The organism is Streptomyces sp. NPDC002403 (genome assembly GCF_053593015.1).
Genome location: NZ_JBSFBQ010000010.1, coordinates 155,134 through 181,158 on the forward strand (window position 1 = coordinate 155,134; position 26,025 = coordinate 181,158).

Here is a 26,025-nt window from a genome sequence, read left to right on the forward strand (position 1 = left end):
CGTGCTGATGAGCCAGCCGCCCAGCCAGCAACCGCCGCAGGGAGGCTTCGGCGCGCCGCAGGAACCGCCGCCGGGCAGTCCTCAGCCGCCCCAGGCCCCTCCGCAGACCCCGCCGCCCGCGCAGCCGGGCTACGGCTATCCGCAGGCCCCCGGCCGGCCGCCGGCCCAGGCCCCCGGTTACGGCTACCCGCAGCAGCCGGGCCAGGCGCCCGGACCGTACGGGCAGCAGCAGCCGGGCCCCTATGCCCAGCAGCCCGGCCCGTACGGCCAGCAGCAGGGTCCGTACGGCCAGCAGCCCGGCCCGTACGGCCAGCAGCCCGGCCCGTACGGCCAGCAGCAGGGTCCGTACGGTCAGCAGCCCGGTTACGGCCACCCGCAGCAGCAGTACCCCGGCGCACCCACTCCGGGCGGTCCCGGCGGCGGCTCCTCCAAGCGCAAGCCCGCGATCATCATCGGTGCCGCGGCCGCCGCGCTCCTGGTGATCGGCGGCGGCATCTTCGTCGCCACGAGCGGGGACGACGACGACAAGAAGCCGGTCGCGAACGAGAGCGGGGACGCCGAGCCGAGCGTCTCGCCCTCCGTCGACAAGGGCAACGGCGAAGGCGACGGCGAAGGCCGCGGCGCCGGCGAGGACCTCAACGCCGGCCGCAAGGCCGGCGAGGCGAAGGTCCTCTGGCTGCAGAAGAACGACATCGACCTGCCGCGCAACGGCTCCGACGTGTACGGCCCCTGGGTGGCCGGCGACACGATCGTCAAGGGCATGTACCGCTCGGTCTCCGGCTACTCGGTGGCCGACGGCAAGCAGAAGTGGACCCTCAAGCTGCCCGCCGACCTGTGCGCGGCGCCCTCGCAGCCCACGGCCGACGGCAAGATCGTCATCGGGGTCAAGAACGGCACCACCGACAAGGCGGACTGCGCGGATCTCCAGATGATCGACCTCGGCACCGGCAAGGCCGGCTGGAAGAAGTCGATCAAGAAGAACGGCACCTGGGACTTCCTGTCGGACATCTCGCTGGCCATCAGCGGCGACACCGTGACGGTCGGACGTACCGGAAACTCCAACGCCTACCGGGTCAGCGACGGCAGGGAACTGTTCGGCAAGCCGTCGGGCGACTGCCAGCCGTTCGCGTTCGCCGGCGGATCCAAGCTGATCGCCGCCTCCAGCTGCCGCACCGACAACACCGACAATCCGCAGCACCAGATCCAGGAGCTCGACCCGAACACCGGGAAGCCCAGGTGGACCTACCGGCCCAAGCGAGGCTGGGAGATCGACCGGGTCTACTCGGTGGACCCGCTGGTGGTCTCGCTGAAGAAGGACAAGGAGTGGAGCATCCTGTCGCTGAAGCACAACGGGTCCTTCCGCTCCGGCATCGTCAGCGACAAGGGCGACAAGTTCGCACCGGACTGCGGCAGCGCCTTCGCCATCTTCGGCAAGTCCCTCGACGGCTGCACCGGAGTCGCCGCCGACGCCAACACCTTCTACATGTCGACCGCGCCGGACTCCAGCGGCACCGCCCGTACGAACAAGGTCGTGGCCTTCGACCTGAACACCGGCAAGTCCAAGTGGAAGGCCGCGGCCCCGGCCGAGCGCACGGTGAAGCCGCTGCGCATGGAGGGCGGCAACGTGCTGCTCTACGTGGAGTCCGGCTACGAGAAGGGCGGCGGCATCGCCACCCTCGCACCGACCGGCGGCGCCCCGCGGATGCTGCTGCAGCACCCCGCGTCGACGGCCGAGATCGAGAACTCCTTCTACAACTCGAAGATCCTCTACGCGGGCGGCCGTTCGTTCATCGCGAGTGGCCGGGTCAGCGCCAGGAACGACAAGGAAGAGCTGGAGACGAAGACCATGATGGCCTTCGGCAACTGACGGCTCACGAAGCCTTTCGACGGCAGTTCCCGGCCGTCGGAGCCCCACGGCTCACGACCGGCGGCGGCCGGAGCACGACCGACCGCCGCCGGTACCGTCCCACCGACTCCCTTTCCCCAGAGGTACGTACGCCATGACGCAGCCGCCCCAGCCGCCCAACGATCCGCCCCAGGGCGGATTCGGCGCCCCGCAGGACCCGCCGCCGGGTGGATTCGGCGCCCCGACCCCGCCGCCCGCCGACCCGTTCGGCAAGCAGCAGGCCACCCCGCCCGCAGGCGGCTTCGGCGCCCCGACGCCGCCGCCCGCGGACGCCCAGCCGCCCGCCGGGGCCCCGCAGCAGCCGGGCCCCGGCTACGGCTACCCGCAGGGCGGGCAGCCGGGCTACGGCTACCCGCAGAACCAGCCCCCGCAGCCCGGCTACGGCTACCCGCAGGCACCCGTGCCCGGCCAGCCGCAGCAGGGCTACGGATTCCCGCAGGGACTGCCGCCCGGCCAGCCGCCGTTGCAGGGCTACGGCTACCAGACCACGCCGATGCAGCAGCCGCCGCAGCCGCCGCAGAACAACGGCGGCAAGAAGCTCTCCACCCAGATGCAGATCATCGTCGCCGCCTCGGTCGCCGTGGTGCTGATCGTCGTGGGCGGCATCTGGTACGCCTCCTCCGGCGACGGCGACAAGAAGGAGCAGGCGTCCTCGTCCAGCGGCGCCACCGAGGGCAAGGGCGGCGAGAGCAAGGGCGGTGCCGCCCCCGACGGCGCCGGCACGGAGAAGGCACCCGCCGACCCCAAGTCCAAGGTCGCCTTCCAGCTGCCGCTGCCGAAGGTCACCGACGTCACCAAGGTCGACGGCTCCTGGCTGACCGACAAGGCGTACGTGAAGACCGGTCTGAACGAGATCGTCGCCTACGACCCGGCCAAGGGCACCAAGCTCTGGTCCATCCCGCTGGCGGGCCAGGTCTGCGCCGCCTCGCGGCACATGTCCAAGGACTTCAAGACCGCGATCGCCTTCGAGCAGAGCAAGCCGAGCAAGGCGTCCAAGTACCCGCCGTGCAACCAGATCGGCGCGATCGACCTGAACACCGGCAAGCTGATGTGGAGCAAGTCGGTGACCGCGGCCACCAGCGGTGACGCGGCGGTCAGGTTCGACGAGGTCACGCTCAGCGGCACCACGGTCGCCGCGGGCGGAACCGAGGGCGGCGCCGCCTTCGACCTGAACACCGGCGCCGAGCGCTGGAAGCCCAAGGCCAGCACCGACGGCTGCTACGACATGGGATACGGCGGCGGCGAGGCCCTCGCGGTGGTCCGCAAGTGCGGTACGTACGACGACCCGCAGCTCGTCGTCCAGGCGCTGAACCCCACCACCGGGGCCCCGCTCTCCTCGTACAAGATGCCGCCCGGCGTCGACTACGCGAGCATCGTCTCCACCAAGCCGCTGGTCGTCGCGGCCGACGTCGGCGACACCGCCGGTGACGGCAGCGGCATCTCGGACTTCTTCTCCATCGACACCTCCACCGGCAAGCTGCTCACCAGGATCGCGGCGGACGGCGAGAAGTACGCGGCGCGCTGTGCCTCCACCAAGGTCGAGGGCTGCAGCCAGCTGGCCGTCGGCAACAACCGGATCTACGTGCCGACCGAGGACCACGAGGGCAGCGGCGAGTACGGCGACACCAACGAGATCGTCTCCTTCGACCTCACCACCGGCAAGCCGACCAGCGACCGGGCCGACGCGGGCGACCGCTACACGATGTTCCCGATCCGCATGGACGGCGGCAACATCATCGCCTACCGGGTCCCCCCGTACGACAAGGGCGGCCAGGTCGTCTCCATCGACGGCGCCACGTTCAAGCAGACGGTGCTGATGGAGAACCCGAGCGACGAGTCCATCCGTGACGCGGAGACCAGCTTCACGCCGGACTACTCCGAATTCCGCTACAGCAACGGGCACCTGTACCTGTCCAGCACGATGGTCAGCAAGCCGAGCGGCTCGCTGGACGCGAGCCGCCGACTGGTGGTCAGCTTCAGCAGGCCGTAGCAGCCGGCCGTACACGTGGGGGTGGTGCCCGTCCGACGGGCACCACCCCCACGCGCGTGTGCGCCCCGGGGAGCGATCCGTAACGGTCGGCAGGCAGATCACAACGGTGATCAGTCGGACATGGCGCACCGTCAACCGGTCCTGAAAGCAAGCCGATTCGGCGTTCTGAAGCCATTTGACCGCGAAGGCGCACGTGACGTCGAACAAGCGTGTAGCTTGCCGGGTCAGGAAGGCCGGGGGGACCGGTGTGCCGGTGCTACGGGGGTGTGCTCGATGGGCGTGCGGCTGATGGTGGTCGATGATCACAGACTGCTGGCCGAGGCGCTCGCCTCGGCACTGAAACTGCGGGGCCATCGCGTCCTCGCGGCGGCCGCCCCGACCTCGGGCGCGGCGGAACTGGTGGTCAGCAGGGCCCCGGAGGTCTGCCTGTTCGGCACCTCGGCGCCCGCCGAACCCGGCGCCTTCGACCCGATCGTGCGGATCCGGCGCGAGCGCCCGCAGGTGGCCGTCGTGGTCCTCGGACCGGTACCCAGCCCGCGCGGGATCGCGGCGGCGTTCGCGGCGGGCGCCGCGGGATACGTCCGCCACGACGAGCGGATGGAGGGCGTCGAGCGGGCGATGGTCAAGGCACGGGCGGGCGAGGCGGCGGTGGCGCCACAGCTCCTCCAGGGCGCCTTCGCCGAACTGCTCAACCCCGCCGCGGCGCCGGACGACGAGGGGCAGCGGCTGCTCCAGCTGCTCACCCCGCGCGAGATCGAGGTCCTGATGCGGGTGGCCGAGGGGGAGGACACCCGGCTGATCGCGGCCGGGATGCGGATCGCGCCGAGCACCGCGCGCACGCATGTGCAGCGGGTGCTGATGAAGCTGGGCGTCGGTTCCCGGCTGGAGGCCGCGGCACTCGCGGCCCGCACGGGGCTGCTGGACCGCACGGGGCCGCTGGACCGCGCGGCACCGGCCGACCGGCCGGAGCGGCCGGGCCTCTGAGCCGCGCCGCCCCCACCCCTCCACGTTCACAACCTGACACCTGACGCCTGACACCGGACCGCGCTGCCCCGGGCCGTCAGGCGTGGACCGCTCATTGACGCCTTTGTTGAGTTGTGGTTCATTGTGTTTGGTTATGTTTGGAGGAACCTGGTGAAGAAGACGGTTACGACGCTCGCCGACGGCCGGGAGCTGCTCTACTACGACAGCCGCGACGACGTCGTACGGGAGGCCGTCGACCGACGTCCCCTCGACGCCGTCTCGACCTCGTCCGAGATCCGTCGCGACCCGTTCCTCGGGGACAGTGTCGCCATCGCCTCGCACCGCCAGGGCCGCATCTACCACCCGCCGGCCGACGAATGCCCGCTCTGCCCCTCGCGGGACGGCCGGCAGAGCGAGATCCCCGAGGCCGACTACGACGTCGCCGTCTTCGAGAACCGCTTCCCCTCGCTGGCCGGTGACTCCGGCCGCTGCGAGGTCGTCTGCTTCACCTCCGACCACGACGCCTCCTTCGCCGACCTCACCGAGGAACAGGCCGCCCTGGTCCTGGCGGCCTGGACCGACCGCACCGCCGAACTCGCCGAACTCCCGCAGGTCAAGCAGGTGTTCTGCTTCGAGAACCGGGGCGCCGAGATCGGCGTCACGCTCGGCCACCCGCACGGGCAGATCTACGCGTACCCCTTCGTCACCCCGCGCACCGAGCTGATGTTCCGCTCCATGGCGGCCCACCGCGCCGAGACCGGCGGCAACCTCTTCGACGACGTGGTGGCCCGTGAGCAGGCGGACGGCTCGCGGATCGTCCTCGACGGCGAGCACTGGGTCGCCTTCGTGCCGTACGCCGCGCACTGGCCGTACGAGGTCCACCTCCACCCCCGCCGCCGCGTCCCCGACCTGCGGGAACTCGATGAGGCCGCGCGCACGGAGTTTCCACAGGTCTATCTGGAACTCTTGAGGCGATTCGACCGGATCTTCGGCCCCGGCGAGCCGCCGACCCCGTACATCTCGGCCTGGCACCAGGCCCCGTTCGGGGTCCCCGGACGGGAGGACTTCGGGCTCCATCTGGAGCTTTTCACCATCCGACGTACCTCCGGCAAGCTGAAGTTCCTCGCGGGTTCCGAATCCGGCATGAACGTGTTCATCAACGATGTGCCGCCGGAAGCCGCGGCCCAGCGACTGCGAGAGGTAGCGAGCGAGTGAGCAAGCCCCAGAAGAAGTACCTGGTCACGGGCGGCGCGGGATACGTCGGCAGTGTGGTCGCCCAGCACCTGCTGGAGGCCGGGCACGCGGTCACCGTTCTCGACGACCTCTCGACCGGGTTCCGGGAGGGCGTCCCGGCCGGGGCCGAGTTCATCGAGGGCCGCATCCAGGACGCGGCGAAGTGGCTGGACCCCTCCTACGACGGGGTGCTGCACTTCGCCGCGTACTCCCAGGTCGGCGAGTCCGTCACGGACCCGGAGAAGTACTGGGTGAACAACGTCGGCGGGTCCGTCGCCCTGCTCGCCGCGATGCGCGACGCCGGAGTGCGGACCCTGGTCTTCTCCTCCACCGCCGCCACCTACGGCGAACCGGCCACCACCCCCATCACCGAGTCCGACGCGACCGCGCCCACCAACCCCTACGGCGCCACCAAGCTCGCCGTCGACCACATGATCACCGGCGAGGCGGCCGCGCACGGCCTGGCCGCGGTCTCGCTGCGCTACTTCAACGTGGCCGGGGCGTACGGCAGCTGCGGCGAGCGGCACAGCCCCGAGTCCCACCTCATCCCGCTGGTCCTCCAGGTCGCGCTCGGCCGGCGCGAGTCGATCTCCGTCTACGGCGACGACTACCCCACCCCCGACGGCACCTGCGTCCGCGACTACATCCATGTCGCCGACCTCGCCGAGGCGCACCTGCTGGCCCTGGACGCGGCCACCGCGGGCGAGCACCTGATCTGCAACCTCGGCAACGGCAACGGCTTCTCGGTGCGCGAGGTCATCGAGACCGTCCGCGAGGTCACCGGCCACCCCGTCCCGGAGACCGCGGCCCCCCGCCGCGCCGGTGACCCCGCCGTGCTGGTCGCCTCCGCCGCCACCGCCCGGGAGCGGCTCGGCTGGTCGCCGTCCCGCGCCGACCTGACCGGAATCGTCACCGACGCCTGGACGTTCGCCCGCCGAGAGGAGCCCACCACCCCATGACCGGGACCAGCGAGCCGACCACCTCCCCCACCGGGACCAGCGAGCCGACCACCTCCCCCACCGGGAACACCGAGCTGACCGCCTCCTTCACCGAGCTCTACGGGCGTGCGCCCGAGGGGATCTGGGCGGCCCCCGGCCGGGTCAACCTGATCGGCGAGTACACCGACTTCAACGACGGCTTCGTGATGCCGCTCGCCCTGCCGCACACCGCCCGCGCGGCCGTCGCCCGCCGCACCGACGGCGAACTGCGGCTCCACTCCACCGACGTGCCCGGCGGCGTCGTCCGGCTCCGGATCGACGAGCTGGCCCCGCAGCAGGGGCACGGCTGGGCGGCGTACCCGGCCGGGGTGGTCTGGGCGCTGCGCGAGGCCGGCCACCCGGTCACCGGGGCAGACATCCAGCTCACCTCCACCGTCCCCACCGGTGCGGGCCTGTCCTCCTCCGCCGCGCTGGAGGTGGTCACCGCGCTCGCCCTGAACGACCTCTTCGGGCTCGGGCTCACCGCCCAGGAGCTGGCGGTCCTCGGCCAGCGCGCCGAGAACGCCTTCGTGGGCGTGCCGTGCGGGGTCATGGACCAGATGGCCTCCGCCTGCTGCACCGAGGGCCACGCCCTGTACCTGGACACCCGCGACCTCACCCAGCGCCAGGTCCCCTTCGACCTGGCCGCGGGCGGACTGCGGCTGCTGGTGGTCGACACCCAGGTCAAGCACGCGCTCGGCGACGGCGCGTACGCGGAGCGGCGGGCCGGCTGCGAGGCGGGCGCGGCGGCGCTCGGCGTACGCACGCTGCGCGAGGTGCCGTACGAGAGCCTCGGCGCGGCCCTGGACACCCTGGCCACGGCCGGCGTCGACGAGTCCGTGGTGCGCTACGTACGCCATGTGGTCAGCGACAACCAGCGCGTCGAGCAGGTCATCGCCCTGCTCGACGCGGGCGACGCGCGGGCCGCGGGCCCGGTCCTGGACGCCGGGCACGCCTCGCTCCGCGACGATCTGCGGGTCTCCTGCCCGGAGCTGGACCTGGTGGTGTCGGCGGCGGGCGAGGCAGGGGCGCTCGGTGCGCGGATGACCGGCGGCGGCTTCGGCGGCTCGGCGATCGTGCTGGTGGAGGAGGAGCAGGCGGACGCGGTCTCCAAGTCCGTGCTGGAGGCCTTCGCCGCGGCGGGCCACGCGACGCCGCGGATCTTCCCGGCCGTGCCCTCGGCGGGAGCCCGCCGGCTCGGCTGAGCTCCGCCGGCCCGGCGGCTTTTTTGTCACTTCTGTCGCAAGACGAAACACGCACCACATCCCGGGGGCGGCCGGAGCCGATCAGTTCTGCGAATCGGCTTCCGCCACGGCCCGTCGGCCGTACCCTGATGCACAGCACCGGTGGGGGCCGGTGCTGATTCAGGGGTACGAGACAGTCGGGTGCGGCGCCCGGGGCGGGCGGTGGCCGGGGCACGGCGGCGGCCGTGGAACCATGGTCCATCTCCCCGGTCCGGGCGCCGTACCCGCACTGATCGGTCCCTTTCGGCGGGCCGGGGGTGGCCCGGGAGCAGACGCGGCATGGGGGTGCCTGTGGTTCGTATCCGGGTTCTCGTGGTGGACGACCACCGTATTTTCGCCGAGTCGCTCGCAGCGGCGCTCGCGGCCGAACCGGACGTCGAGGTGTCGGCGGCGGGCAGTGGGCCCGCGGCGTTACGGTGCCTGGAGCGGGCCGCCGCCGAGGGGCGCGGCTACGACGTGATGCTGGTCGACGCCGAGCTGGGCATCGCGGGCGACCACCGGGCACCCGTCCCGGTCCCCGACGGCGGGGAGCACACCCCGGTGGACGGCATCTCCCTGGTGGCCGGGGTCCGTTCGGGCCGGCCGTCCGTGCGCACGGTGGTGCTCGCGGAGAAGGACGATCCGGTCCGCGCCGCGCTGGCACTGCAGGCCGGGGCCTTCGGCTGGGTCGCCAAGGACTGCTCGCTGCAACGGCTGCTCGCGGTCGTGCGGGGGGTGCTGCGGGACGAGACGCATCTGCCCCCGGCGCTGCTCACCGGCGTGCTGCGGGAGCTGACGGCGGCGCGCAAGCACCGCACCGAGAGCGAGGAGCTGGTCGAGTCGCTGACCCCGCGCGAACGCGAGGTGCTGCGCTGCATGGTGGCGGGCCTGGGCCGCAAGGCGGTGGCCGAGCGGCTCTATCTCTCCCCGCACACGGTCCGTACCCATATGCAGAACGTGCTGGGGAAGCTGGGCGTGCACTCCACCCTGGCCGCGGTCGCCCTGGCCCGCCGGGCGGGCGTCGGCCCGGCCGACCCGGCCGGACCGGTCCAGGCCCTAGCCGGGAATGTTGTCGAACGGGGCGGTCAACTGGCGTAGCAGCCCCGCCAGTTCGCCCCGCTGCTGGGTGGAGAGCTCGCTCAGGATGGCGCGCTCCTGGGCGAGCAGCCCGGCCAGCGACTGGTCGGCCTTGTCGCGCCCCTCGGCGGTGAGCCGGACGAGCACGCCACGGCGGTCGCTGGGGTCGGGGAGGCGCTCGACGAGGTTCTTCTTGGTCAGGCGGTCGATGCGGTTGGTCATCGTGCCGGAGGTGACCAGGGTCTGCGTGAGGAGCTGCCCGGGGGAGAGCTGGTAGGGGGCGCCGGCGCGGCGCAGCGACGTCAGTACGTCGAACTCCCAGGGTTCGAGATGGTGCTCGGAGAAGGCGATCCGGCGGGCCCGGTCCAGGTGGCGGGCCAGGCGGGAGACGCGACTGAGCACCTCGAGTGGTTCCACGTCGAGGTCGGGGCGCTCGCGGCGCCATGCAGCGACCAGTCGGTCGACCTCGTCCTCCATGTGGATCAGTGTAGAGGGTCTGTCGACATGAAGTCTCTTGAATTCAAGTGTCTTGACATCAAGATATCTCTGGCGTGATCCTGAACCCATGACCACACCCACCTGGGACCCGCAGCAGTACCTGCGCCACGCCGACCACCGCACCCGCCCCTTCCTCGACCTCCTCGCCCGCATCCCCGACCTCCCGGCCGCCTCCGTACCGCGTATCGCCGACCTCGGCTGCGGCGCGGGCAACGTCACCGTCCTGCTCGCCGACCGCTGGCCCGGGGCCCGGATCACCGGCTACGACAACTCCCCGCAGATGCTGGAGCGGGCCCGCGCCCACGCCGGTCCCCACCTCGACTTCGCCGAGGCCGACGCCACGACCTGGACCCCCGTCGAGCGCCACGACCTGATCGTCTCCAACGCCCTGCTCCAGTGGGTCCCCGACCACGCCGCCCGCTTCCCGGCCTGGCTGGACGCGATCACCCCGGGCGGCACCTTCGCCTTCCAGGTCCCCGGCAACTTCGACCAGCCCAGCCACGTACTGATGCGCGAACTCGCCGGCTCCCCGCGCTGGCGCGACCGCCTGGCCGGCGAACTGCGCCACGCCGACGCGGTACTCACCCCCACCGCCTACCTCGACGCGCTGACCGCCCCCGGCATCACGGCGGACGTCTGGGAGACCACGTACCTGCACCTCCTGTCCGGCCGGGACGCGGTCCTGGACTGGGTGAAGGGCACCGGCCTGCGCCCCGTCCTGACCGCGCTGGCCGACGACCCCGAGGCCCGCGACGCCTTCCTCACCGAATACCGCGACCTGCTCCGCACCGCCTACCCCCACGGCCCGCACGGCACCGTCTTCCCGTTCCGCCGCATCTTCGCCGTGGCCCACAGGAAGACGTGATGATCGCCGCCCTCGACCACGTCCAGCTCGCCGCCCCAAAGGGCTCCGAGGACGCCCTGCGCGCCTACTACGCCGACATCCTCGGCATGACCGAGATCCCCAAGCCCCCGGCCCTCGCGTCCCGCGGCGGCTGCTGGTTCCGGGCGGGCCCGGTCCAGCTCCACCTGGGCGTCGAACAGGACTTCCGCCCCGCGAAGAAGGCCCACCCCGGGCTGCGCGTCACGGACATCGAGGCGTACGCGGCCCGGCTGGAGGCACACGGCGCACCGGTGCAGTGGGACGGCGACCTGCCCGGGCACCGTCGCTTCTTCAGCCACGACCCGGTGGGCAACCGGCTGGAGTTCCTGGAACCGGTGGACGGCTGACCGTCACAGCGCGTCCAGCGCCTCCCGGGTGATGTCGATGTCGATCGGGAACGGCACGCTCGCCTTGAGCCGGTCGTGGTGGATTCCCGTCAGGGCATACGCCTTGGACACCGGGTCCAGCTCGTACACCCGCACCACCGGGTGGTTGTCGCTGCCGTCCCCGACAGCGGCGCCGACAAGGTGGGTGCTCTGCCCGTCAGTGTCGGTCGTCCGGAAAGAGTCGAGAGCAAGGGCACAACCGACCGCGCCAAGAAGGTCCAGGGCATCGAGGCCGCCCCTCGTCTGACGGGCCCGGACCGGGTTCAAGTCCAGGTGCTCGACCGTGCAATGACCGAGAAGGCCGGTGTCGACGGGGTCCTGTTCGCCGTCCGACCGACGGCCGGAGCATCGGGCGCCGTGCAAGTGGCACTCGACTACTCCGGCTTCCGCCATGCCTACGGCGGTGACTGGGCATCCCGTTTGACCCTGCGCACGCTGCCGGCCTGCGCCCTCACCACCCCGGACCGCAAGGGGTGCACCACCGGCGGCACACTGCCCACGGCCAACGACACCAAGGCGGGCTCCCTCACTGCTGAGGTCCCCATGCCCGGCGCCGCTCCGTCACTTCGGACCGCCGACTCGGACGGCGCTCCGGTCCGCCTCGCTTCGACACCGGCCGTAGCCGAGGGCACCGTGCTGCTGGCAGCCACAGCGGCGTCGGATTCGGGCCCCTCAGGGAGTTTCGGCGCGACTTCCCTCGCCCCGTCCGCCTCATGGGCCGCCGGCGGCTCGAACGGCGCCTTCTCCTGGAACTACCCGATCGACGTGCCCGAGGTCCCGGGCGGAGCAGCCCCTGACCTGAAGATCGGATACTCCTCGCAGTCGATCGACGGACGCACCGCCGCCACGAACAATCAGGCGAACGCCATCGGTGACGGCTGGTCGATGGAGCCGGGGTACATCGAGCGCCAGTACATCTCGTGCGCCGACGACACCACAAACAGCAACACGACCGCCAAGGTCGGCGATCTGTGCTGGAAGACGGACAACGCGGTCATCAACCTCGGTGGGCAGACCAACACGCTCGTCAAGGACTCGACTTCGGGTGAGTGGCACCTCGAGAGCGACGACGGAACGAAGATATCCAAGATCAAGAACACCGCCCTCGCCAACGGCGACGACGACGGTGAGTACTGGCGGGTGACCACCCCGGACGGCACCCGATACTACTTCGGCTACAACAGGCCGAGCGGCTGGGCCGCGGGCAAGGACGAGACCAACTCCACCTGGACCGTGCCTGTTTTCGGTAACCAGGCGAACGAGCCCTGTCATGCAGCGGCCTTCAAGGACTCCTGGTGCCAGCAGGCATGGCGCTGGAACCTCGATGTGGTCATCGACACGCACGACGACACGATGGTCTATTACTGGGACAAGGAGTCCAACTACTACGGCCGGAACGTGAATCCCGAGACGGGCGCCTCCACCGCGACACCTTACGACCGAGGCGGATATCTCAAGCGCATCGAGTACGGTCTGCGTTCCAACACCATGTACTCGGCCAAGGCCGCGGCCAAGGTCGACTTCACCCACGCCGAGCGCTGCCTGAGCGACTGCGGCACCTTCGACAAGGCGCATGCGAAGAACTGGCCGGACGTACCGTTCGACCGGTACTGCGCCTCCGGTACGGAGTGCAAGGACCGCTACTCCCCGTCCTTCTGGAGCCGCAAACGGCTGACGGGGATTGCCACGTCGGTCCTGACCGGTGGTGCCTACAAGCCGGTCGACACCTGGAAGCTGGATCACTCCTTCCCCGCCACCGGTGACGGCAGCGACCCGGCCCTTTGGCTGACCTCCGTCACCCGCACCGGGCACACCGGCACCGGTGATGTCAGCCTGCCGGCCGTGAACTTCAAGGGCCTCACCCTCCCCAACCGGGTCGAGGGCGCCACGACCGGCGGCAAGCCCGATCCCGTACCCCCGATGTGGCGATACCGCATCTACGGCATAGACACCGAGAGCGGCGGATCTCTCGGCGTCACCTACTCGCCGACGGACTGCAAAGCAGGCAGCGTGCCCACTCCGGAGTCCAACAACCGGCGCTGCTACCCGGTGAAGTGGTCGCCGCCGGACGCTCCGGGCGCGGAGTACGAGCCCTACCTGGACTGGTTCCACTCCTACGTGGTCACACAGATCCTGGAGAACCCGAACACCACGGGCGCCGTCGCCAAGCAGACGGATTACTCCTACCTGGACGGCATGGCCTGGGCCAAGTCCAAGGACGACGAGTTCACCGACGCCAAGCACCTCACCTACAGCGACCGCAAGGGATACGGCCGCGTACAGGTACGCACCGGAGCCGCACCCGAGAAGCGCACCCTGCAGGAATTCCGCTACTTCCGCGGCATCGACGGCGCCTCGGTCAAGGACCAGGAAGGCATCTCGGTCACCGACAAGGAACCCTTCGCCGGCATGACCCGCGAACTGGCGGTGTACAACGGTGACGGCGGAAAGCTGGAGTCCACCACCAGCTACGAACCCTGGCTGTCCGCCGCAACGGCCACCGAGAAGCGGCCGGAGAACCTGCCCGACCGCAAGGCGTACGCCACCGGTGGAAAGAGCGAACAGACCAGGACCGCAGTCGGAGCAGGCTGGCGCACCACCAGGATCGAGCGGACCTTCGACGATGTCGGCCAGGTCCTGACCGAATCCGCTCTCGGAGACGTGGCCAAGAGCGGCGACGAGGAGTGCACCACCACCACCTACGCCCGCAACACGGGCAACAACATTCTCAACCTCGTCGCCGAGTCCAAGACCGTTGCCAAGCCTTGCGGTACGGCCCCGAAGCTTCCCGACGACCTGGTCTCGGCCGAACGTCACTACTACGACAACGCGACCAGCCCGACCGCCGCACCGGTCAAGGGCGATGTGACCCGGCTGGACGAGCAGGACGACAAGGGCACCGGCTACCTCACCACCGCCACCCACACCTACGACCAGCACGGGCGCGAGAAGTCCTCGACCGACGCACTCCAGAAGACGACCAGGACCGACTACGTCCCGACCACCGTCGAGGCTCCGACTTCGATCACGGTGACCAATCCACGTGACCACGTCACCACCACGACGTATGACCCCACCCGCGGTGTGGCCATTGCCGAGGTCGACGCCAACGACAAGCGCACCGACGCCGTGTACGACGGACTCGGCAGACTGCTCAAGGTGTGGCAGCCCGGCTGGACCAAGGCGGACCACGCGGACAAGCCGTCGGCCGAATACAGCTACACCATCTCCAAGACGGTCGACAACGCCGTCACCACCAAGACACTGAAGCAGAACGGCGACTACCGCACCACTTACGCCCTGTACGACAGACTCCTGCGCGAGCGCCAGACGCAGGCCCCGGCCACCGGCACCCAGAACCGGATCATGACCGAAACCATGTACGACACCCGAGGCTGGGCCTGGCAGACGTACGCCCCCTACTACGCGAACGGCCTGCCCGAAGCCAAGCTGGCGACCGCCGCCGTCAACACCGTCCCCACCGCGACCCAGAACCTCTACGACGGAACCGGCCGGGTCACCGACGTACTGTCCGTCAAGTTCGGTGACGAACAGTGGCGCACCACCACGGTGTACGGAGGCGACCGCACCACGATCATCCCGCCCAAGGGCGGCACGGCAACGACCACCGTGACCGACGCCCGCGGCCGGACCACCGAACTGCTCCAGTACACGGACGCGGCGCGCACCACGTCGCAGAGCACCAGCTACGGCTACGGCAAGTACGACGAGCCCACCACCGTCACCGATCCGGACGGCAACACCTGGCGCTACACGTTCGACAGCCGCGGCCAGAAGACGGTCGTCGACGACCCTGATGGCGGGATCACCCGCACCGATTACGACAAGCTGGGCAGGGCGACCGCTGTTACCGATGCCCGCGAGATCACTCTGACCACGGAGTACGACGAGCTGGGACGCAGGACAAAGGTCAAGCAGGGTGACGCCGTGCTTGCCTCCTGGGACTACGACACCCTCGCCAAGGGCCAGTTGACCAGCAGCACGCGCTACGTCGATGGTGCCGCCTACACCACGGCGACCGACGAGTTCAACGACCGCTACCAGCCCACCTCCACCACCGTCACCGTTCCGTCCCAGGCCGGCAGCACTGCCGGCACGTACACCTGGACATACGGCTACAAGGCCGAGACGGGCGCCCTGCTCTGGACGCTCGACCCTGCCGTCGGCAACGTTCCTTCGGAACGGGTCATCACCAACTACAACAGTGACGACCAGCCCTTCCGTACCAGCGGGCAGAACGGGGCCCTGGTCGGCAACACCCTCTACGACGTGTTCAACCGGCCTTCCCGGCTGGAGTACGGCGCGACCCTCGGTAAGAAGGCATACAAGTCCCTGGTGTACGACGAGCACACGGGCCGGGTGGTACAGCAGACCACCGACCGTGACCTCGCGCCCCAACGCGTGGACAACACCACCTTTGCGTACGACCCGGCCGGCAACGTCACCGGAGTCACCACCGCCAGCGGTCAGGACGCCCAGAAGTCCGTGGACACCCAGTGCTTCACCACCGACCCGCTGGGCCGGCTCACCGAGGCCTGGACAGCAAAGGCCGAGTGCGCCCCCACAGGTCCGACTGCCGCCGCGGTCGGAGGCCCCGACGCGTACTGGCAGAGCTACGGCTACGACAAGCTCGGCAACCGCACCAGCCAGACCGACCACGCCACCGATGCTGCCGGTACGGATGTCACCACCGACTACACCCAGCCCGCTCCCGGCGCCAAGCGCCCGCACGCGGTCCAGCAGGCCAAGGTCACCGGTGGTCCCGACAACGGCCGTACCACCGCCTTCGAGTACGACAACAACGGCAACACCACCAAGCGCACCACCGGCTCAAATGTCCAGGACCTGAAGTGGGACGCCGAGGGCCACCTCGCGACCCTCACCGAGGCCGGCAAGACCAGCAGCTATGTCTACGACGCCGACGGCAACCGGCTCATCGCCAAGAACGCCGACGGCTCCAGCACCCTCACGCTGCCCCAGGGCAACGAACTCACCGTCGCCGCCAACGGCACCAAGACCGGCACCCGCTACTACACGCACAACGGCGAAACCGTGGCCGTCCGCACGGGGGCGACCACCTCGTACCTCATCAGCGACCACCAGGGCACGGCGATGACCGCCATCACGGTCGGAACTCTCGCCCTCACCCGCCGCAAGCAACTCCCCTTCGGACAGCTCCGCACCACCCAGTCGACAGTGTTCGGCACCCGAGGCTTCGTCGGCGGCACCAACGACCCCACCGGTCTCACCCACCTCGGCGCCCGCGAATACGACCCCACCCTCGGCCGCTTCCTCTCCGTCGACCCCGTCATCGACGTCAACGACCCGGCGCAGATGAACGCGTACAGCTACGCCCACAACAACCCCCTCACCAAGTCGGACCCGGACGGCCTCCGCCCCGACGGTCCGGCCGGCGGAGCCTCGTACAACGACGACGCCTGGGCACGGGACCGCGGTATTAACGCCGGCTACACCCTGAAGGGCAGCAAGTGGGTCTGGCACCAGACACCCAAGAAGGACCCGGAATCCCAGTTCCTCTACGCCGCGTACCGCCAGAACACCAGCGGCTACCTGATCAACGACTACTACGCGAAGCAGCGGGCGAACAAAGCGGCGGAGTACCGGGCACAGGCCAAGCTCGCTGAGCAGCGACGTAAGGCTGAACAGCAGCGCAAACAGAACAGCATCAAGAGCAGCATCATGGGAAAGCTTGGAAATTTGAAGAATAATCTCACTAGTGTCGACTGGTGGAAGCATAAGGGGGTGAACATCGGAGTCGGCTTTCTTGCCACTGTGGGAACGGCGGCCTGTATTGCGTCAGTCGTTTGCGGTGCAGGTCTGTTCGTTGTCGGAGCCGCAGCCCTCTACGCAGGAGGCCTGGCAGCCCATATGGCCCTCAGCTCCGAGGAGGAGCGGAGACAAGGGGCAGGAAAGTACATGCTCGGAACGGCAAAAGCTGAACTTAAGGGAATTGCCTTCGGTACCCTCTTTGGTAGAGGAATGCTCGGAGCGGCTAGGAAGGGAGGTAATTTGTTCTATTCGCGATGGGCGATAAAGGGCGATCATGCTCGAATTAACAGCATAGTTACTGGTCCCAGGAAGGGTGGATTGCCGCTTCTGTGGAATCGTGGTGGATTCCTTCCTTAGGTATTCGTCGCCTTCAAAGCGACAGGCGCAAAGCCGCTACGGCTTTGCGCCTGCCGTGCTCCCGCATTGGAGTGCCTATATCCGCGAGTGAATTAGGGTCAAGAATGAATAAAGTGCATTGCTCGACGCGTCATCACGTAGATTTGGATCGCGTTGGATCCGCGAATGGCGTGAATGGTCGCATTTCCTTTTGGGGAGTTTTGAGCGGGTGCCGCGTGCCTCTAATTCTTTGGGTGGCGATAGCAGTAATTATCGGAATCTTGTTGAGCTGGAAAGCTGCGACAGTTATTGCAGTTTTGTTTGCTGCCCTGTGTCTTATATCTTTCCTTCTGAATGGGTTGAAGGGGCACACAATGAGGTGTAGTGCACTGAGGTCCGTTTCGGGGACCCTTCGGATGGTGGACTACATCTCCTGAACATCGGGCAACGGTGCACCTGCCTCGGGTGCGGCTCGAGCAGCAAGGCATCTGCCGCAAACGCACGTACTCGCGGGGCTTTCTCAAAGCCCGGTTGGCCCAGCGACTGGGGGCAACGAGGAGACACTGCTTAGCCCACCCTGCTAGCCAGGTACCGAGCCCTGGCCGGTACCTGGCGGCCGCACAGTGTGGTCTATCGGCCGTTGCGCGACTGGGCCGACGATCTGCTGAACCCGCTCACGTGCACAGGCGAGAAGCCGAGCGTCCAGCAGTTCGACGAGCTGCGCAGCACGCCAGCGACCCGATGTCGATAAGCATGCGATCTGCTCGTCGTCGACGAGGTGCTGCCGCTCCGTGACGAGTACCTCAGCCTACTGCTCCGGCGTCATGGCTTCGCTGGCCTGGCCGGCCGCAACAGCGCCCGTCTCGCCTTGGCCTCCTACCTGCCTGCATCTGTGCTTGTCGACCGGGTTCTCATTTCGCAACGGGATCACAAAAGGCGTTGAGGGGGTGGGCACTCGGGTTGAGCGCTGCTTGAATGCTCCAGTGATCGAACTAGTGGGTCTCCTCGTAGCGGCAGGGTTGACGACGTGGCTGTTTCGCCGGAAGGTGAAGCAACGTGCAGACAGTGTGACTCAGGGAAATGTGATCAAGGTTCCCTGTATGTTCAGGCATCCCTCGCTTGAAGGCCGATGGCTCCGGGGGCGGATGTTGATTGGCCCTTCCACGATGGCTTGGGAGCCCCGCACTAGGGCCGGTGCGGCAGTATCACTTCCGGCAGGGGTGCGGCAGGTCGGCCTGCGTTCACCTTTGCTGCGCGAAGCAATGAAGATCAATGGTGGGTCCAGGATCGTTGAGTGCACCTCCTCCGAAGGTGCTGTTCTCATTGCCGTGATGCCGAATGAGTTGGATCACGTACTCACTGCCCTGAGCAGGAACGGAGCCGAGTAGGACCGACCGACAGTAGGCGTCGCTGAGCCATACTCAAGACCTTCGAATCGGCCTCGGGAGCAGAGCTTCGCCGAAGGTGGTGTCCCTCACATCGTGCAGGGCTTCGATCTTCCAGTGGTCGCGGATTAGCGTCGCGAGCTGGGCGGGGGTGGCCTGCTCGGTGGTCAGGCTGGTGACGGCGTAGACAGTGGTGATGGTGGTCTTGCCGGTTTTGCGGTCGGTGCGGCGGCGCTTGATCTGGACGGCCTGGCGGGTGCTGGGGAAGAGCAGGTTGTTGACGGTGACCACCTTAACGCGGCGGATCTCGTGGCGGCCGTGGCCGGTGCCGCGCGTGTGACCCTGTTCAGACGAATGTCTTCTATCGGCGCAGTCCGGTGGTGGACACCTGGAATCTGCAGATCATTCAGTGAGTCCTTCTCGGCAACGTGATAGACGCGGTGTGCGATGGTCCGGCGGTGGTTGTTGCAGCGACGGCCGACCTGGGGCCAGAAGCATGTGTGGCCCTGACAGGAACAGGCCGAGGAGGCCGGGAACAGTGCTCCACCTGCCCCGTTCGAGGTGAAAGAGCTGAACGGGTGGCCGGCCCCCCGTTCAGCTCTTGCGGTGCCCTATCAGCCTCGGCTTCGCCTCCAGGTTCTCCAGGCCGTGCCAGGCCAGGTTCACCAGGTGGGCGGCTACCTCCGACTTCTTCGGCTTGCGGGCGTTCACCCACCACTGGCCGGTCAGGGCGACCATGCCGACCAGCGCCTGCGCGTACAGCGGGGCCAGCTTCGGGTCGAAGCCGCGGGCCTTGAACTCCAGGCCCAGGATGTCCTCCACCTGGGTGGCGATGTCGCTGATCAAGGAGGCGAAGGTGCCGGTCGACTGGGCCACGGGGGAGTCGCGGACCAGGATGCGGAAGCCGTCGGTGTACGTCTCGATGTAGTCGAGCAGGGCGAACGCCGCCTGCTCCAGGAGCTCGCGGGGGTGGCCCGCGGTCAGCGCGCTGGTGACCATGTCCAGGAGCTGGCGCATCTCGCGGTCGACCACGACGGCGTACAGGCCCTCCTTGCCGCCGAAGTGCTCGTACACGACCGGCTTGGAGACACCGGCACGGGAGGCGATCTCCTCGACCGAGGTGCCCTCGAAGCCCTTGTCGGCGAAGAGCGTGCGACCGATGTCCAGCAACTGCTCGCGGCGTTCCTTGCCCGTCATCCGCACCCTGCGGGTACGCCGGGGGGAGGAGGGACGGTTTTTCTCGCTGCTGGTACTGGAGTCGGTCGCCACGTCGTCAATCATGCCGCGTCGGCGCGCTCGGGGGCGCGCCGGGAGTCGATACGGCGGGACTCGATCCGGGCGGAGTCCGGCCAGCGCACGTCGTGCGCCCAGCCCAGCTTCTCGAACCAGCGGATCAACCGGGCACTCGAATCGATCTGACCGCGCATCACGCCGTGCCGGGCGCTCGTCGGATCGGCGTGGTGCAGGTTGTGCCACGACTCCCCGCAGGACAGGACCGCCAGCCACCACACGTTCCCGGACCGGTCGCGCGACTTGAAGGGCCGCTTGCCGACCGCGTGGCAGATCGAGTTGATCGACCAGGTGACGTGGTGCAGCAGGGCCACCCGGACCAGCGAACCCCAGAAGAAGGCCGTCGCCGCCCCCCACCACGACATCGTCACCAGACCCCCGACCAGCGGCGGGAACGCCAGCGACACGGCCGTGAGGGTCATGAAGTGGCGGGAGACGGCGCGGAGCGCCGGGTCCTTGATCAGGTCGGGGGCGTACTTCTGCTGCGGAGTCTGCTCCTCGTCGAACATCCAGCCGATGTGCGCCCACCACAGGCCCTTCATCAGGGCGGGCAGGCTCTCGCCGAAGCGCCACGGCGAGTGCGGGTCGCCCTCCGCGTCGGAGAAACGGTGGTGCTTGCGGTGGTCGGCCACCCAGCGCACCAGCGGACCCTCCACGGCCAGCGAACCGGCCACGGCGAGCGCGATGCGCAGCGGGCGCTTCGCCTTGAAGGAGCTATGCGTGAAGTACCGGTGGAAACCGATCGTGATGCCGTGGCAGCCGATGAAGTACATCGTCACGAGCAGACCCAGATCGAGCCAGCTCACGCCGCGGCCCCAGGCCAGCGGCACCGCCGCGACCAGCGCCACGAACGGCACCACGATGAACAGCAGAAGGGCGATCTGCTCGATCGACCCCTTGTTGTCCCCGCCGAGCGTGGCGGAGGGAAGGGGCTGACGGTCGGCCGCCGGTGGCTGGGTGTCGTCGATCACGGCGGGGCTGGTGTTCATGGGGAGTCCCCTGGGGATGAGGAATACGACGGATAGCTCTGGCTACGGTTCCGTAACCTACGGCAACGTAAGTATGACAGCGCTCGGGCCGCCGCACGAGAGCGCGACGGGCCGCCCGCGAAGGGGAAACCCGATCGGGCCGCGAGCGGTGCCGACGGAGTGGACACCTATCCTGGTGGGGTCGGACAGCGCGGTCCGCACTCTGCTTTCCCGGGGTGGCGTCAGCACCGCTGCCTGTCGTGGCCCCGGAGACCCCTGTGGCCGCTGCCTGCCGCGGCCCCGGGGAGAACCCCCGTGCTCAACCACTGCAAGGAGCCGCACACCGTGAGCAGTGCCGACCAGACCCCTGCCGCCAGCGCCGAGCTGCGCGCCGACATCCGCCGCCTCGGCGACCTGCTGGGCGAGACCCTCGTACGCCAGGAGGGCCAGGAACTCCTCGACCTCGTCGAGCGGGTCCGCGCCCTGACCCGCACCGACGGCGAGGCCGCGGCCCAGCTCCTCGGCGACACGGACCTGGAGACCGCCGCGCAGCTCGTGCGCGCCTTCTCCACCTACTTCCACCTCGCCAACGTCACCGAGCAGGTCCACCGCGCCCACGAGATGCGCGACCGCCGTGCCGCCGAGGGCGGGCTCCTCGCCCGCACCGCCGACCGGCTCAAGGACGCCGACCCCGCCCACCTGCGCGAGACCGTCAAGAACCTCAACGTCCGGCCCGTCTTCACCGCGCACCCCACCGAGGCCGCCCGGCGCTCCGTGCTCAACAAGCTGCGCCGCATCGCCGCGCTCCTGGAGACGCCCGTCGTCGAGGCCGACCGGCGCCGTCAGGACCTGCGCCTCGCCGAGAACATCGACCTCATCTGGCAGACCGACGAGCTGCGCGTCGTCCGCCCCGAGCCGGCCGACGAGGCCCGCAACGCCATCTACTACCTCGACGAGCTGCACGCCAACGCAGTCGGCGACGTACTGGAGGACCTGGCGGCCGAACTCGAACGCGTCGGCGTCGAACTGCCCGCGGGCACCCGCCCCCTCACCTTCGGCACCTGGATCGGCGGCGACCGCGACGGCAACCCCAACGTGACGCCCGCCGTCACCTGGGAGGTGCTGATCCTCCAGCACGAGCACGGCATCACCGACGCCCTCGAACTCATCGACCACCTGCGCGGACTGCTCTCCAACTCCATCCGCTACACCGGCGCCACCGACGAGCTGCTGACCTCCCTCGAAGCGGACCTCGAACGCCTCCCCGAGATCAGCCCGCGCTACAAGCGGCTGAACGCCGAGGAGCCCTACCGCCTCAAGGCCACCTGCATCCGGCAGAAGCTCGTCAACACCCGCGAGCGCCTCGCCTCCGGCACCCCGCACCGCCCCGGCTGCGACTACCTCGGCACCGCCGAACTCATCGCCGACCTCGAACTCATCCAGACCTCACTGCGCGAGCACCGCGGCGGACTCTTCGCCGACGGCCGGATGGACCGCACCATCCGCACCCTGGCCGCCTTCGGTCTCCAGCTCGCCACCATGGACGTCCGCGAGCACGCCGACGCCCACCACCACGCGCTGGGCCAGCTCTTCGACCGGCTCGGCGAGGAGTCCTGGCGCTACGCCGACATGCCCCGCGACTACCGGCAGAAGCTCCTCGCCAAGGAACTGCGCTCCCGCCGCCCGCTCGCCCCGACCCCGGCCCCGCTCGACGCCGCCGGCGAGAAGACCCTCGGCGTCTTCCACACCGTCAAGGAAGCCTTCGAGCGCTTCGGCCCCGAAGTCATCGAGTCCTACATCATCTCGATGTGCCAGGGCGCCGACGACGTCTTCGCCGCCGCCGTGCTCGCCCGCGAGGCCGGACTGATCGACCTGCACGGCGGCTGGGCCAAGATCGGCATCGTGCCGCTCCTGGAGACCACCGACGAGCTGCGCGCCGCCGACGTCATCCTCGACGAGATGCTCGCCGACCCCTCGTACCGCCGCCTCGTCTCGCTCCGCGGCGACGTGCAGGAGGTCATGCTCGGCTACTCCGACTCCTCCAAGTTCGGCGGCATCACCACCTCCCAGTGGGAGATCCACCGGGCGCAGCGCCGGCTGCGTGACGTCGCGCACCGCTACGGGGTACGGCTGCGGCTCTTCCACGGCCGCGGCGGCACCGTCGGCCGCGGCGGCGGCCCCTCGCACGACGCGATCCTCGCGCAGCCGTGGGGCACCCTCGAAGGCGAGATCAAGGTGACCGAGCAGGGCGAGGTCATCTCCGACAAGTACCTCATCCCGGCGCTCGCCCGGGAGAACCTGGAGCTGACCGTCGCGGCCACCCTCCAGGCCTCCGCGCTGCACACCGCACCGCGCCAGTCCGACGAGGCCCTGGCCCGCTGGGACGCGGCGATGGACACCGTCTCCGACGCCGCGCACGCCGCGTACCGCAAGCTCGTCGAGGACCCGGACCTGCCGGCGTACTTCCTCGCCTCCACCCCGGTGGACCAGCTCGCCGACCTGCACCTGGGATCGCGGCCCTCCCGCCGCCCCGGCTCGGGCGTCTCGCTCGACGGACTGCGCGCCATCCCGTGGGTCTTCGGCTGGACCCAGTCCCGCCAGATCGTCCCCGGCTGGTTCGGCGTCGGCTCCGGCCTCAAGGCCCTGCGCGAAGCCGGCCTGGACACCGTCCTGGAAGAGATGCACGAGCACTGGCACTTCTTCCGGAACTTCCTCTCCAACGTGGAGATGACCCTCGCCAAGACCGACCTGCGCATCGCCCGCCACTACGTCGACACCCTCGTCCCCGACGAGCTGAAGCACGTCTTCGACGCCATCGAGGCCGAGCACGACCTGACGGTCCAGGAAGTCCTCAAGGTCACCGGAAGCACCGAACTGCTCGGCACCAGCCCGGTGCTCCAGCAGACCTTCGCCATCCGCGACGCCTACCTGGACCCCATCTCCTACCTCCAGGTCTCGCTGCTGGCCCGCCAGCGCGAAGCCGCGGCACGCGGTGAAGAGCCCGACCCGCTGCTCGCCAGGGCCCTGCTGCTCACCGTGAACGGTGTCGCCGCGGGTCTGCGCAACACCGGCTGAGCCGACCCGGTCGCGGGTGCGGTCCGCTCACAGGGCGAAGAACGTCGCCACGAGCAGGACCGCGCCCGCGATCCCGGTGCACCAGCCGGTCCGCGACATCCGCAGACCGCCGCCGATCACCAGACCGGCCAGCACCAGCGCACCGCCCAGCGGCACCCAGGCATGCAGAAAGCCCGGTGTCCCGGTACGCACCACGTCATCCGTGCCCGGCTTCACCACCACGGGGAACCGGTCGCCCCGGCGCGCCGCCACGGACCTGTCGACCGTCACCCGGGAACGCGCGGTCGCCTGCCCCGACGGCGAGAACGGACCGGTGCAGACATCGGCGCCGCAACCCGTCACCGTCATCGTGCCGTGCTCACGGCCCTTGGCCAGAATGATGTGCTGCGCCTCGTTCCAGGACGACAGCACACCCGCCACCAGCAGCAGCAGGACGACACAGCCCATGGCGGCGTTGCGGCCGTAGACCAGGGCGCGGTGGGAGGAGCTCCGCTTCATGGGGAGCGATCCTTGGGCAGACCGGCACCACCGGTCAACTCATGGCCGAAAATCGCCGGGGTACCGGCGGGAATGTCAGAGTTGTGCGCGCCACCGCGCAACGGCGGCCGCTACGAGTTGTACGCGCTCTGCGCGCGCTCCAGCCCCTCCGCCAGCAGGCACTCCACCGAGTCGGCCGCCCGGTCCACCAGGTACGCGAGCTCCTTGCGCTCGGTGGACGAGAAGTCCTTCAGCACGAAGTCCGCGACCTGCATCCGGCCCGGCGGCCGCCCGATCCCGAACCGGACCCGGTGGTAGTCCGCGCCCATCGACTTGGTCATCGACTTCAGCCCGTTGTGCCCGTTGTCGCCGCCGCCCAGCTTCAGCCGCAGCGCCCCGTAGTCGATGTCCAGCTCGTCGTGGATCGCCACGATGTGGTCGGTCGGCACCTTGTAGAAGTCGCGCAGCGCCGTGACGGGGCCGCCGGAGAGGTTCATGTACGACATCGGCTTGGCCAGGATCACCCGCCGGTTCGCCGGTCCGGGCGGGCCCATGCGGCCCTCCACGACCTGCGCCTGCGCCTTCTGTGCCCGCTTGAACTTCCCGCCGATCCGCTCGGCCAGGAGGTCGGCCACCATGAAGCCGACGTTGTGCCGGTTCGCCGCGTACTCGGGACCTGGGTTGCCGAGGCCCACGATGAGCCAGGGGTCGGTGGAGTCGGACATCTGCGCTCGGTCTCCTCGTGTACGGATGGTTCCGGACGGCCCGGATACAGGGAAACGGGGCGGCGGATCCTCGAACAAGGAACCGCCACCCCGTCAGTCAAGCAGTGCGGGCGAGGCTCAGGCCTCCGCGCCCTCACCCTCGGCGGCCTCGGCGGCCGGCTCCTCGGCCTGCGCGGCGACGACCTGGAGCACGATGGCGTCCTCGTCACCGGCCAGCACGGCGCCCTTCGGCAGCGTGATGTCCTTGGCGAGAACGGACGCACCGGCGTCCAGGCCCGCGACGGAGACCGTGACCGACTCCGGGATGTGGGTGGCCTCGGCCTCGACGAGCAGGGTGTTCTGCACGTACTCCAGGAGGTTGCCGCCCGGGGCGAGGTCGCCCTCGACGTGCACGGCGATCTCGACGTTGACCTTCTCGCCGCGCTTGACGGTCAGCAGGTCGACGTGCTCGATGTCGCCCCTGAGCGGGTTGCGCTGCACGGCCTTCGGGATGACCAGCGCGTCCTTGCCGTCGATCTCCAGGCCGATCAGGACGTTCGCGGTCTTGAGCGCCATCATCAGCTCGTGACCCGGCAGGGTGACGTGGACCGGCTCGGCACCGTGGCCGTAGATGACCGCGGGAACCAGGTTGGCGCGGCGGGTGCGACGGGCGGCACCCTTGCCGAACTCGGTACGGACCTGGGCGGCGAGCTTGACCTCAGCCATGACTGCACTCCTCGTGAGGTGACGAAAATCGGACGGTCACCCGGCCCACGACAGGCCTGCTACGAAGAGCGCGTCGATAACGGACCGCCGTACACATGAGTACGGCCTCCCTCGCCG

The 26,025-nt window shown here is 69.3% G+C and carries 18 protein-coding genes and 1 pseudogene; 11 read left to right on the forward strand and 8 right to left on the reverse strand.

The genetic code is table 11. From position 1 onward, the window contains the following. The first annotated feature begins 7 nt into the window (after positions 1-7). The 7 genes from ACWCPY_RS14850 (at position 8) to ACWCPY_RS14880 (ending at position 9,390) form a co-directional block, all read left to right on the forward strand. Positions 8-1,867, forward strand: a complete 1,860-nt coding sequence (locus tag ACWCPY_RS14850; protein WP_451264878.1) for an outer membrane protein assembly factor BamB family protein — start codon at positions 8-10, stop codon at positions 1,865-1,867. 133 nt (positions 1,868-2,000) lie between these two features. Further along, positions 2,001-3,896 (forward strand): outer membrane protein assembly factor BamB family protein, encoded by a 1,896-nt coding sequence (locus ACWCPY_RS14855; RefSeq protein WP_451264880.1) that lies wholly within the window; start codon positions 2,001-2,003, stop codon positions 3,894-3,896. A 273-nt stretch (positions 3,897-4,169) separates the two neighbouring features. Further along, complete coding sequence (locus ACWCPY_RS14860; RefSeq protein WP_451264882.1) at positions 4,170-4,880, forward strand: response regulator transcription factor; 711 nt, start codon at positions 4,170-4,172, stop codon at positions 4,878-4,880. A 150-nt stretch (positions 4,881-5,030) separates the two neighbouring features. After that, positions 5,031-6,074 (forward strand): galactose-1-phosphate uridylyltransferase, encoded by a 1,044-nt coding sequence (gene galT, locus ACWCPY_RS14865; protein WP_451264884.1) that lies wholly within the window; start codon positions 5,031-5,033, stop codon positions 6,072-6,074. After that, positions 6,071-7,051, forward strand: a complete 981-nt coding sequence (gene galE / locus ACWCPY_RS14870; protein WP_451264886.1) for a UDP-glucose 4-epimerase GalE — start codon at positions 6,071-6,073, stop codon at positions 7,049-7,051. The genes galT and galE overlap by 4 nt, the downstream gene beginning before the upstream one ends. Next, positions 7,048-8,274 carry a galactokinase gene (galK, locus tag ACWCPY_RS14875; RefSeq protein WP_451264888.1) on the forward strand — a complete coding sequence of 409 codons (1,227 nt, stop codon included), beginning with the start codon at positions 7,048-7,050 and terminating at the stop codon, positions 8,272-8,274. Before galE ends, galK begins: the two co-directional genes overlap by 4 nt. A 330-nt stretch (positions 8,275-8,604) precedes the next feature. Then, positions 8,605-9,390, forward strand: a complete 786-nt coding sequence (locus ACWCPY_RS14880) for a LuxR C-terminal-related transcriptional regulator (RefSeq protein ID WP_451264950.1) — start codon at positions 8,605-8,607, stop codon at positions 9,388-9,390. On the opposite strand, the gene ACWCPY_RS14885 is transcribed toward ACWCPY_RS14880, so the two are convergent. Continuing rightward, a complete protein-coding gene (locus ACWCPY_RS14885; RefSeq protein WP_451264890.1) occupies positions 9,349-9,846 on the reverse strand; it encodes a MarR family winged helix-turn-helix transcriptional regulator in 498 nt (165 codons plus the stop codon). The genes ACWCPY_RS14880 and ACWCPY_RS14885 overlap by 42 nt on opposite strands. Positions 9,847-9,934: 88 nt before the next feature. Between ACWCPY_RS14885 and ACWCPY_RS14890 the strand changes: the two genes are divergently transcribed. Together ACWCPY_RS14890 and ACWCPY_RS14895 are read left to right on the forward strand one after the other, a co-directional pair. Next, the gene (locus ACWCPY_RS14890) at positions 9,935-10,732 is read left to right on the forward strand and encodes a trans-aconitate 2-methyltransferase (protein ID WP_451264892.1); all 798 of its coding nucleotides are present in this window, start codon (positions 9,935-9,937) and stop codon (positions 10,730-10,732) included. Beyond that, a complete protein-coding gene (locus ACWCPY_RS14895; protein WP_451264894.1) occupies positions 10,732-11,097 on the forward strand; it encodes a VOC family protein in 366 nt (121 codons plus the stop codon). The genes ACWCPY_RS14890 and ACWCPY_RS14895 overlap by 1 nt, the downstream gene beginning before the upstream one ends. A gap of 3 nt (positions 11,098-11,100) precedes the next feature. Here the strand turns inward: ACWCPY_RS14895 and ACWCPY_RS14900 are convergent. After that, positions 11,101-11,253 (reverse strand): annotated as a pseudogene (locus ACWCPY_RS14900) (Uma2 family endonuclease); the annotation flags it as partial. Here ACWCPY_RS14900 and ACWCPY_RS14905 point away from each other — a divergent pair. Further along, on the forward strand, positions 11,239-17,304 hold the full coding sequence (locus ACWCPY_RS14905) for an RHS repeat domain-containing protein (protein WP_451264896.1): 6,066 nt from the start codon (positions 11,239-11,241) through the stop codon (positions 17,302-17,304). The pseudogene ACWCPY_RS14900 and the gene ACWCPY_RS14905 sit on opposite strands and share 15 nt — an antisense overlap. 1,400 nt (positions 17,305-18,704) lie before the next feature. On the opposite strand, the gene ACWCPY_RS14910 is transcribed toward ACWCPY_RS14905, so the two are convergent. From ACWCPY_RS14910 to ACWCPY_RS14920, 3 genes are all read right to left on the reverse strand, one after another. Beyond that, positions 18,705-18,959, reverse strand: coding sequence for a hypothetical protein (locus ACWCPY_RS14910; RefSeq protein ID WP_451264898.1), 255 nt, complete (start codon positions 18,957-18,959; stop codon positions 18,705-18,707). A 303-nt stretch (positions 18,960-19,262) separates the two neighbouring features. Further along, positions 19,263-19,949, reverse strand: a complete 687-nt coding sequence (locus ACWCPY_RS14915; RefSeq protein WP_384750292.1) for a TetR family transcriptional regulator — start codon at positions 19,947-19,949, stop codon at positions 19,263-19,265. Continuing rightward, a complete protein-coding gene (locus tag ACWCPY_RS14920) occupies positions 19,946-20,947 on the reverse strand; it encodes an acyl-CoA desaturase (protein ID WP_451264900.1) in 1,002 nt (333 codons plus the stop codon). The genes ACWCPY_RS14915 and ACWCPY_RS14920 overlap by 4 nt, the downstream gene beginning before the upstream one ends. 324 nt (positions 20,948-21,271) lie before the next feature. Between ACWCPY_RS14920 and ppc the strand changes: the two genes are divergently transcribed. Further along, positions 21,272-24,001: a phosphoenolpyruvate carboxylase gene (gene ppc / locus ACWCPY_RS14925; protein ID WP_451264902.1), complete on the forward strand. Its 2,730-nt coding sequence runs from the start codon at positions 21,272-21,274 to the stop codon at positions 23,999-24,001. A gap of 27 nt (positions 24,002-24,028) precedes the next feature. Here ppc and ACWCPY_RS14930 read toward each other — a convergent pair whose 3' ends face one another. The 3 genes from ACWCPY_RS14930 to ACWCPY_RS14940 all read right to left on the reverse strand — a co-directional run bounded on the left by ACWCPY_RS14930 (position 24,029) and on the right by ACWCPY_RS14940 (position 25,908). Beyond that, the gene (locus ACWCPY_RS14930; RefSeq protein WP_329815202.1) at positions 24,029-24,499 is read right to left on the reverse strand and encodes a hypothetical protein; all 471 of its coding nucleotides are present in this window, start codon (positions 24,497-24,499) and stop codon (positions 24,029-24,031) included. Positions 24,500-24,609: 110 nt separating this feature from the next. Next, positions 24,610-25,203 (reverse strand): aminoacyl-tRNA hydrolase, encoded by a 594-nt coding sequence (pth, locus tag ACWCPY_RS14935; protein ID WP_451264904.1) that lies wholly within the window; start codon positions 25,201-25,203, stop codon positions 24,610-24,612. Positions 25,204-25,320: 117 nt separating this feature from the next. Beyond that, a complete protein-coding gene (locus ACWCPY_RS14940) occupies positions 25,321-25,908 on the reverse strand; it encodes a 50S ribosomal protein L25/general stress protein Ctc (protein ID WP_451264906.1) in 588 nt (195 codons plus the stop codon). Positions 25,909-26,025 lie beyond the last annotated feature (117 nt).

Bases quoted from the DNA above. Each gene is read 5' to 3' on its own strand.
- ACWCPY_RS14895 (WP_451264894.1), top strand. From the start codon at position 10,732: ATGATCGCCGCCCTCGACCACGTCCAGCTCGCCGCCCCAAAGGGCTCC.
- ACWCPY_RS14920 (WP_451264900.1), bottom strand. From the start codon at position 20,947: ATGAACACCAGCCCCGCCGTGATCGACGACACCCAGCCACCGGCGGCC.
- ACWCPY_RS14940 (WP_451264906.1), bottom strand. From the start codon at position 25,908: ATGGCTGAGGTCAAGCTCGCCGCCCAGGTCCGTACCGAGTTCGGCAAG.
- ACWCPY_RS14915 (WP_384750292.1), bottom strand. From the start codon at position 19,949: ATGATTGACGACGTGGCGACCGACTCCAGTACCAGCAGCGAGAAAAAC.
- galK (WP_451264888.1), top strand. From the start codon at position 7,048: ATGACCGGGACCAGCGAGCCGACCACCTCCCCCACCGGGACCAGCGAG.
- ACWCPY_RS14930 (WP_329815202.1), bottom strand. From the start codon at position 24,499: ATGAAGCGGAGCTCCTCCCACCGCGCCCTGGTCTACGGCCGCAACGCC.
- ACWCPY_RS14850 (WP_451264878.1), top strand. From the start codon at position 8: ATGAGCCAGCCGCCCAGCCAGCAACCGCCGCAGGGAGGCTTCGGCGCG.
- ACWCPY_RS14860 (WP_451264882.1), top strand. From the start codon at position 4,170: ATGGGCGTGCGGCTGATGGTGGTCGATGATCACAGACTGCTGGCCGAG.
- ACWCPY_RS14885 (WP_451264890.1), bottom strand. From the start codon at position 9,846: ATGGAGGACGAGGTCGACCGACTGGTCGCTGCATGGCGCCGCGAGCGC.
- ACWCPY_RS14855 (WP_451264880.1), top strand. From the start codon at position 2,001: ATGACGCAGCCGCCCCAGCCGCCCAACGATCCGCCCCAGGGCGGATTC.
- ACWCPY_RS14890 (WP_451264892.1), top strand. From the start codon at position 9,935: ATGACCACACCCACCTGGGACCCGCAGCAGTACCTGCGCCACGCCGAC.
- pth (WP_451264904.1), bottom strand. From the start codon at position 25,203: ATGTCCGACTCCACCGACCCCTGGCTCATCGTGGGCCTCGGCAACCCA.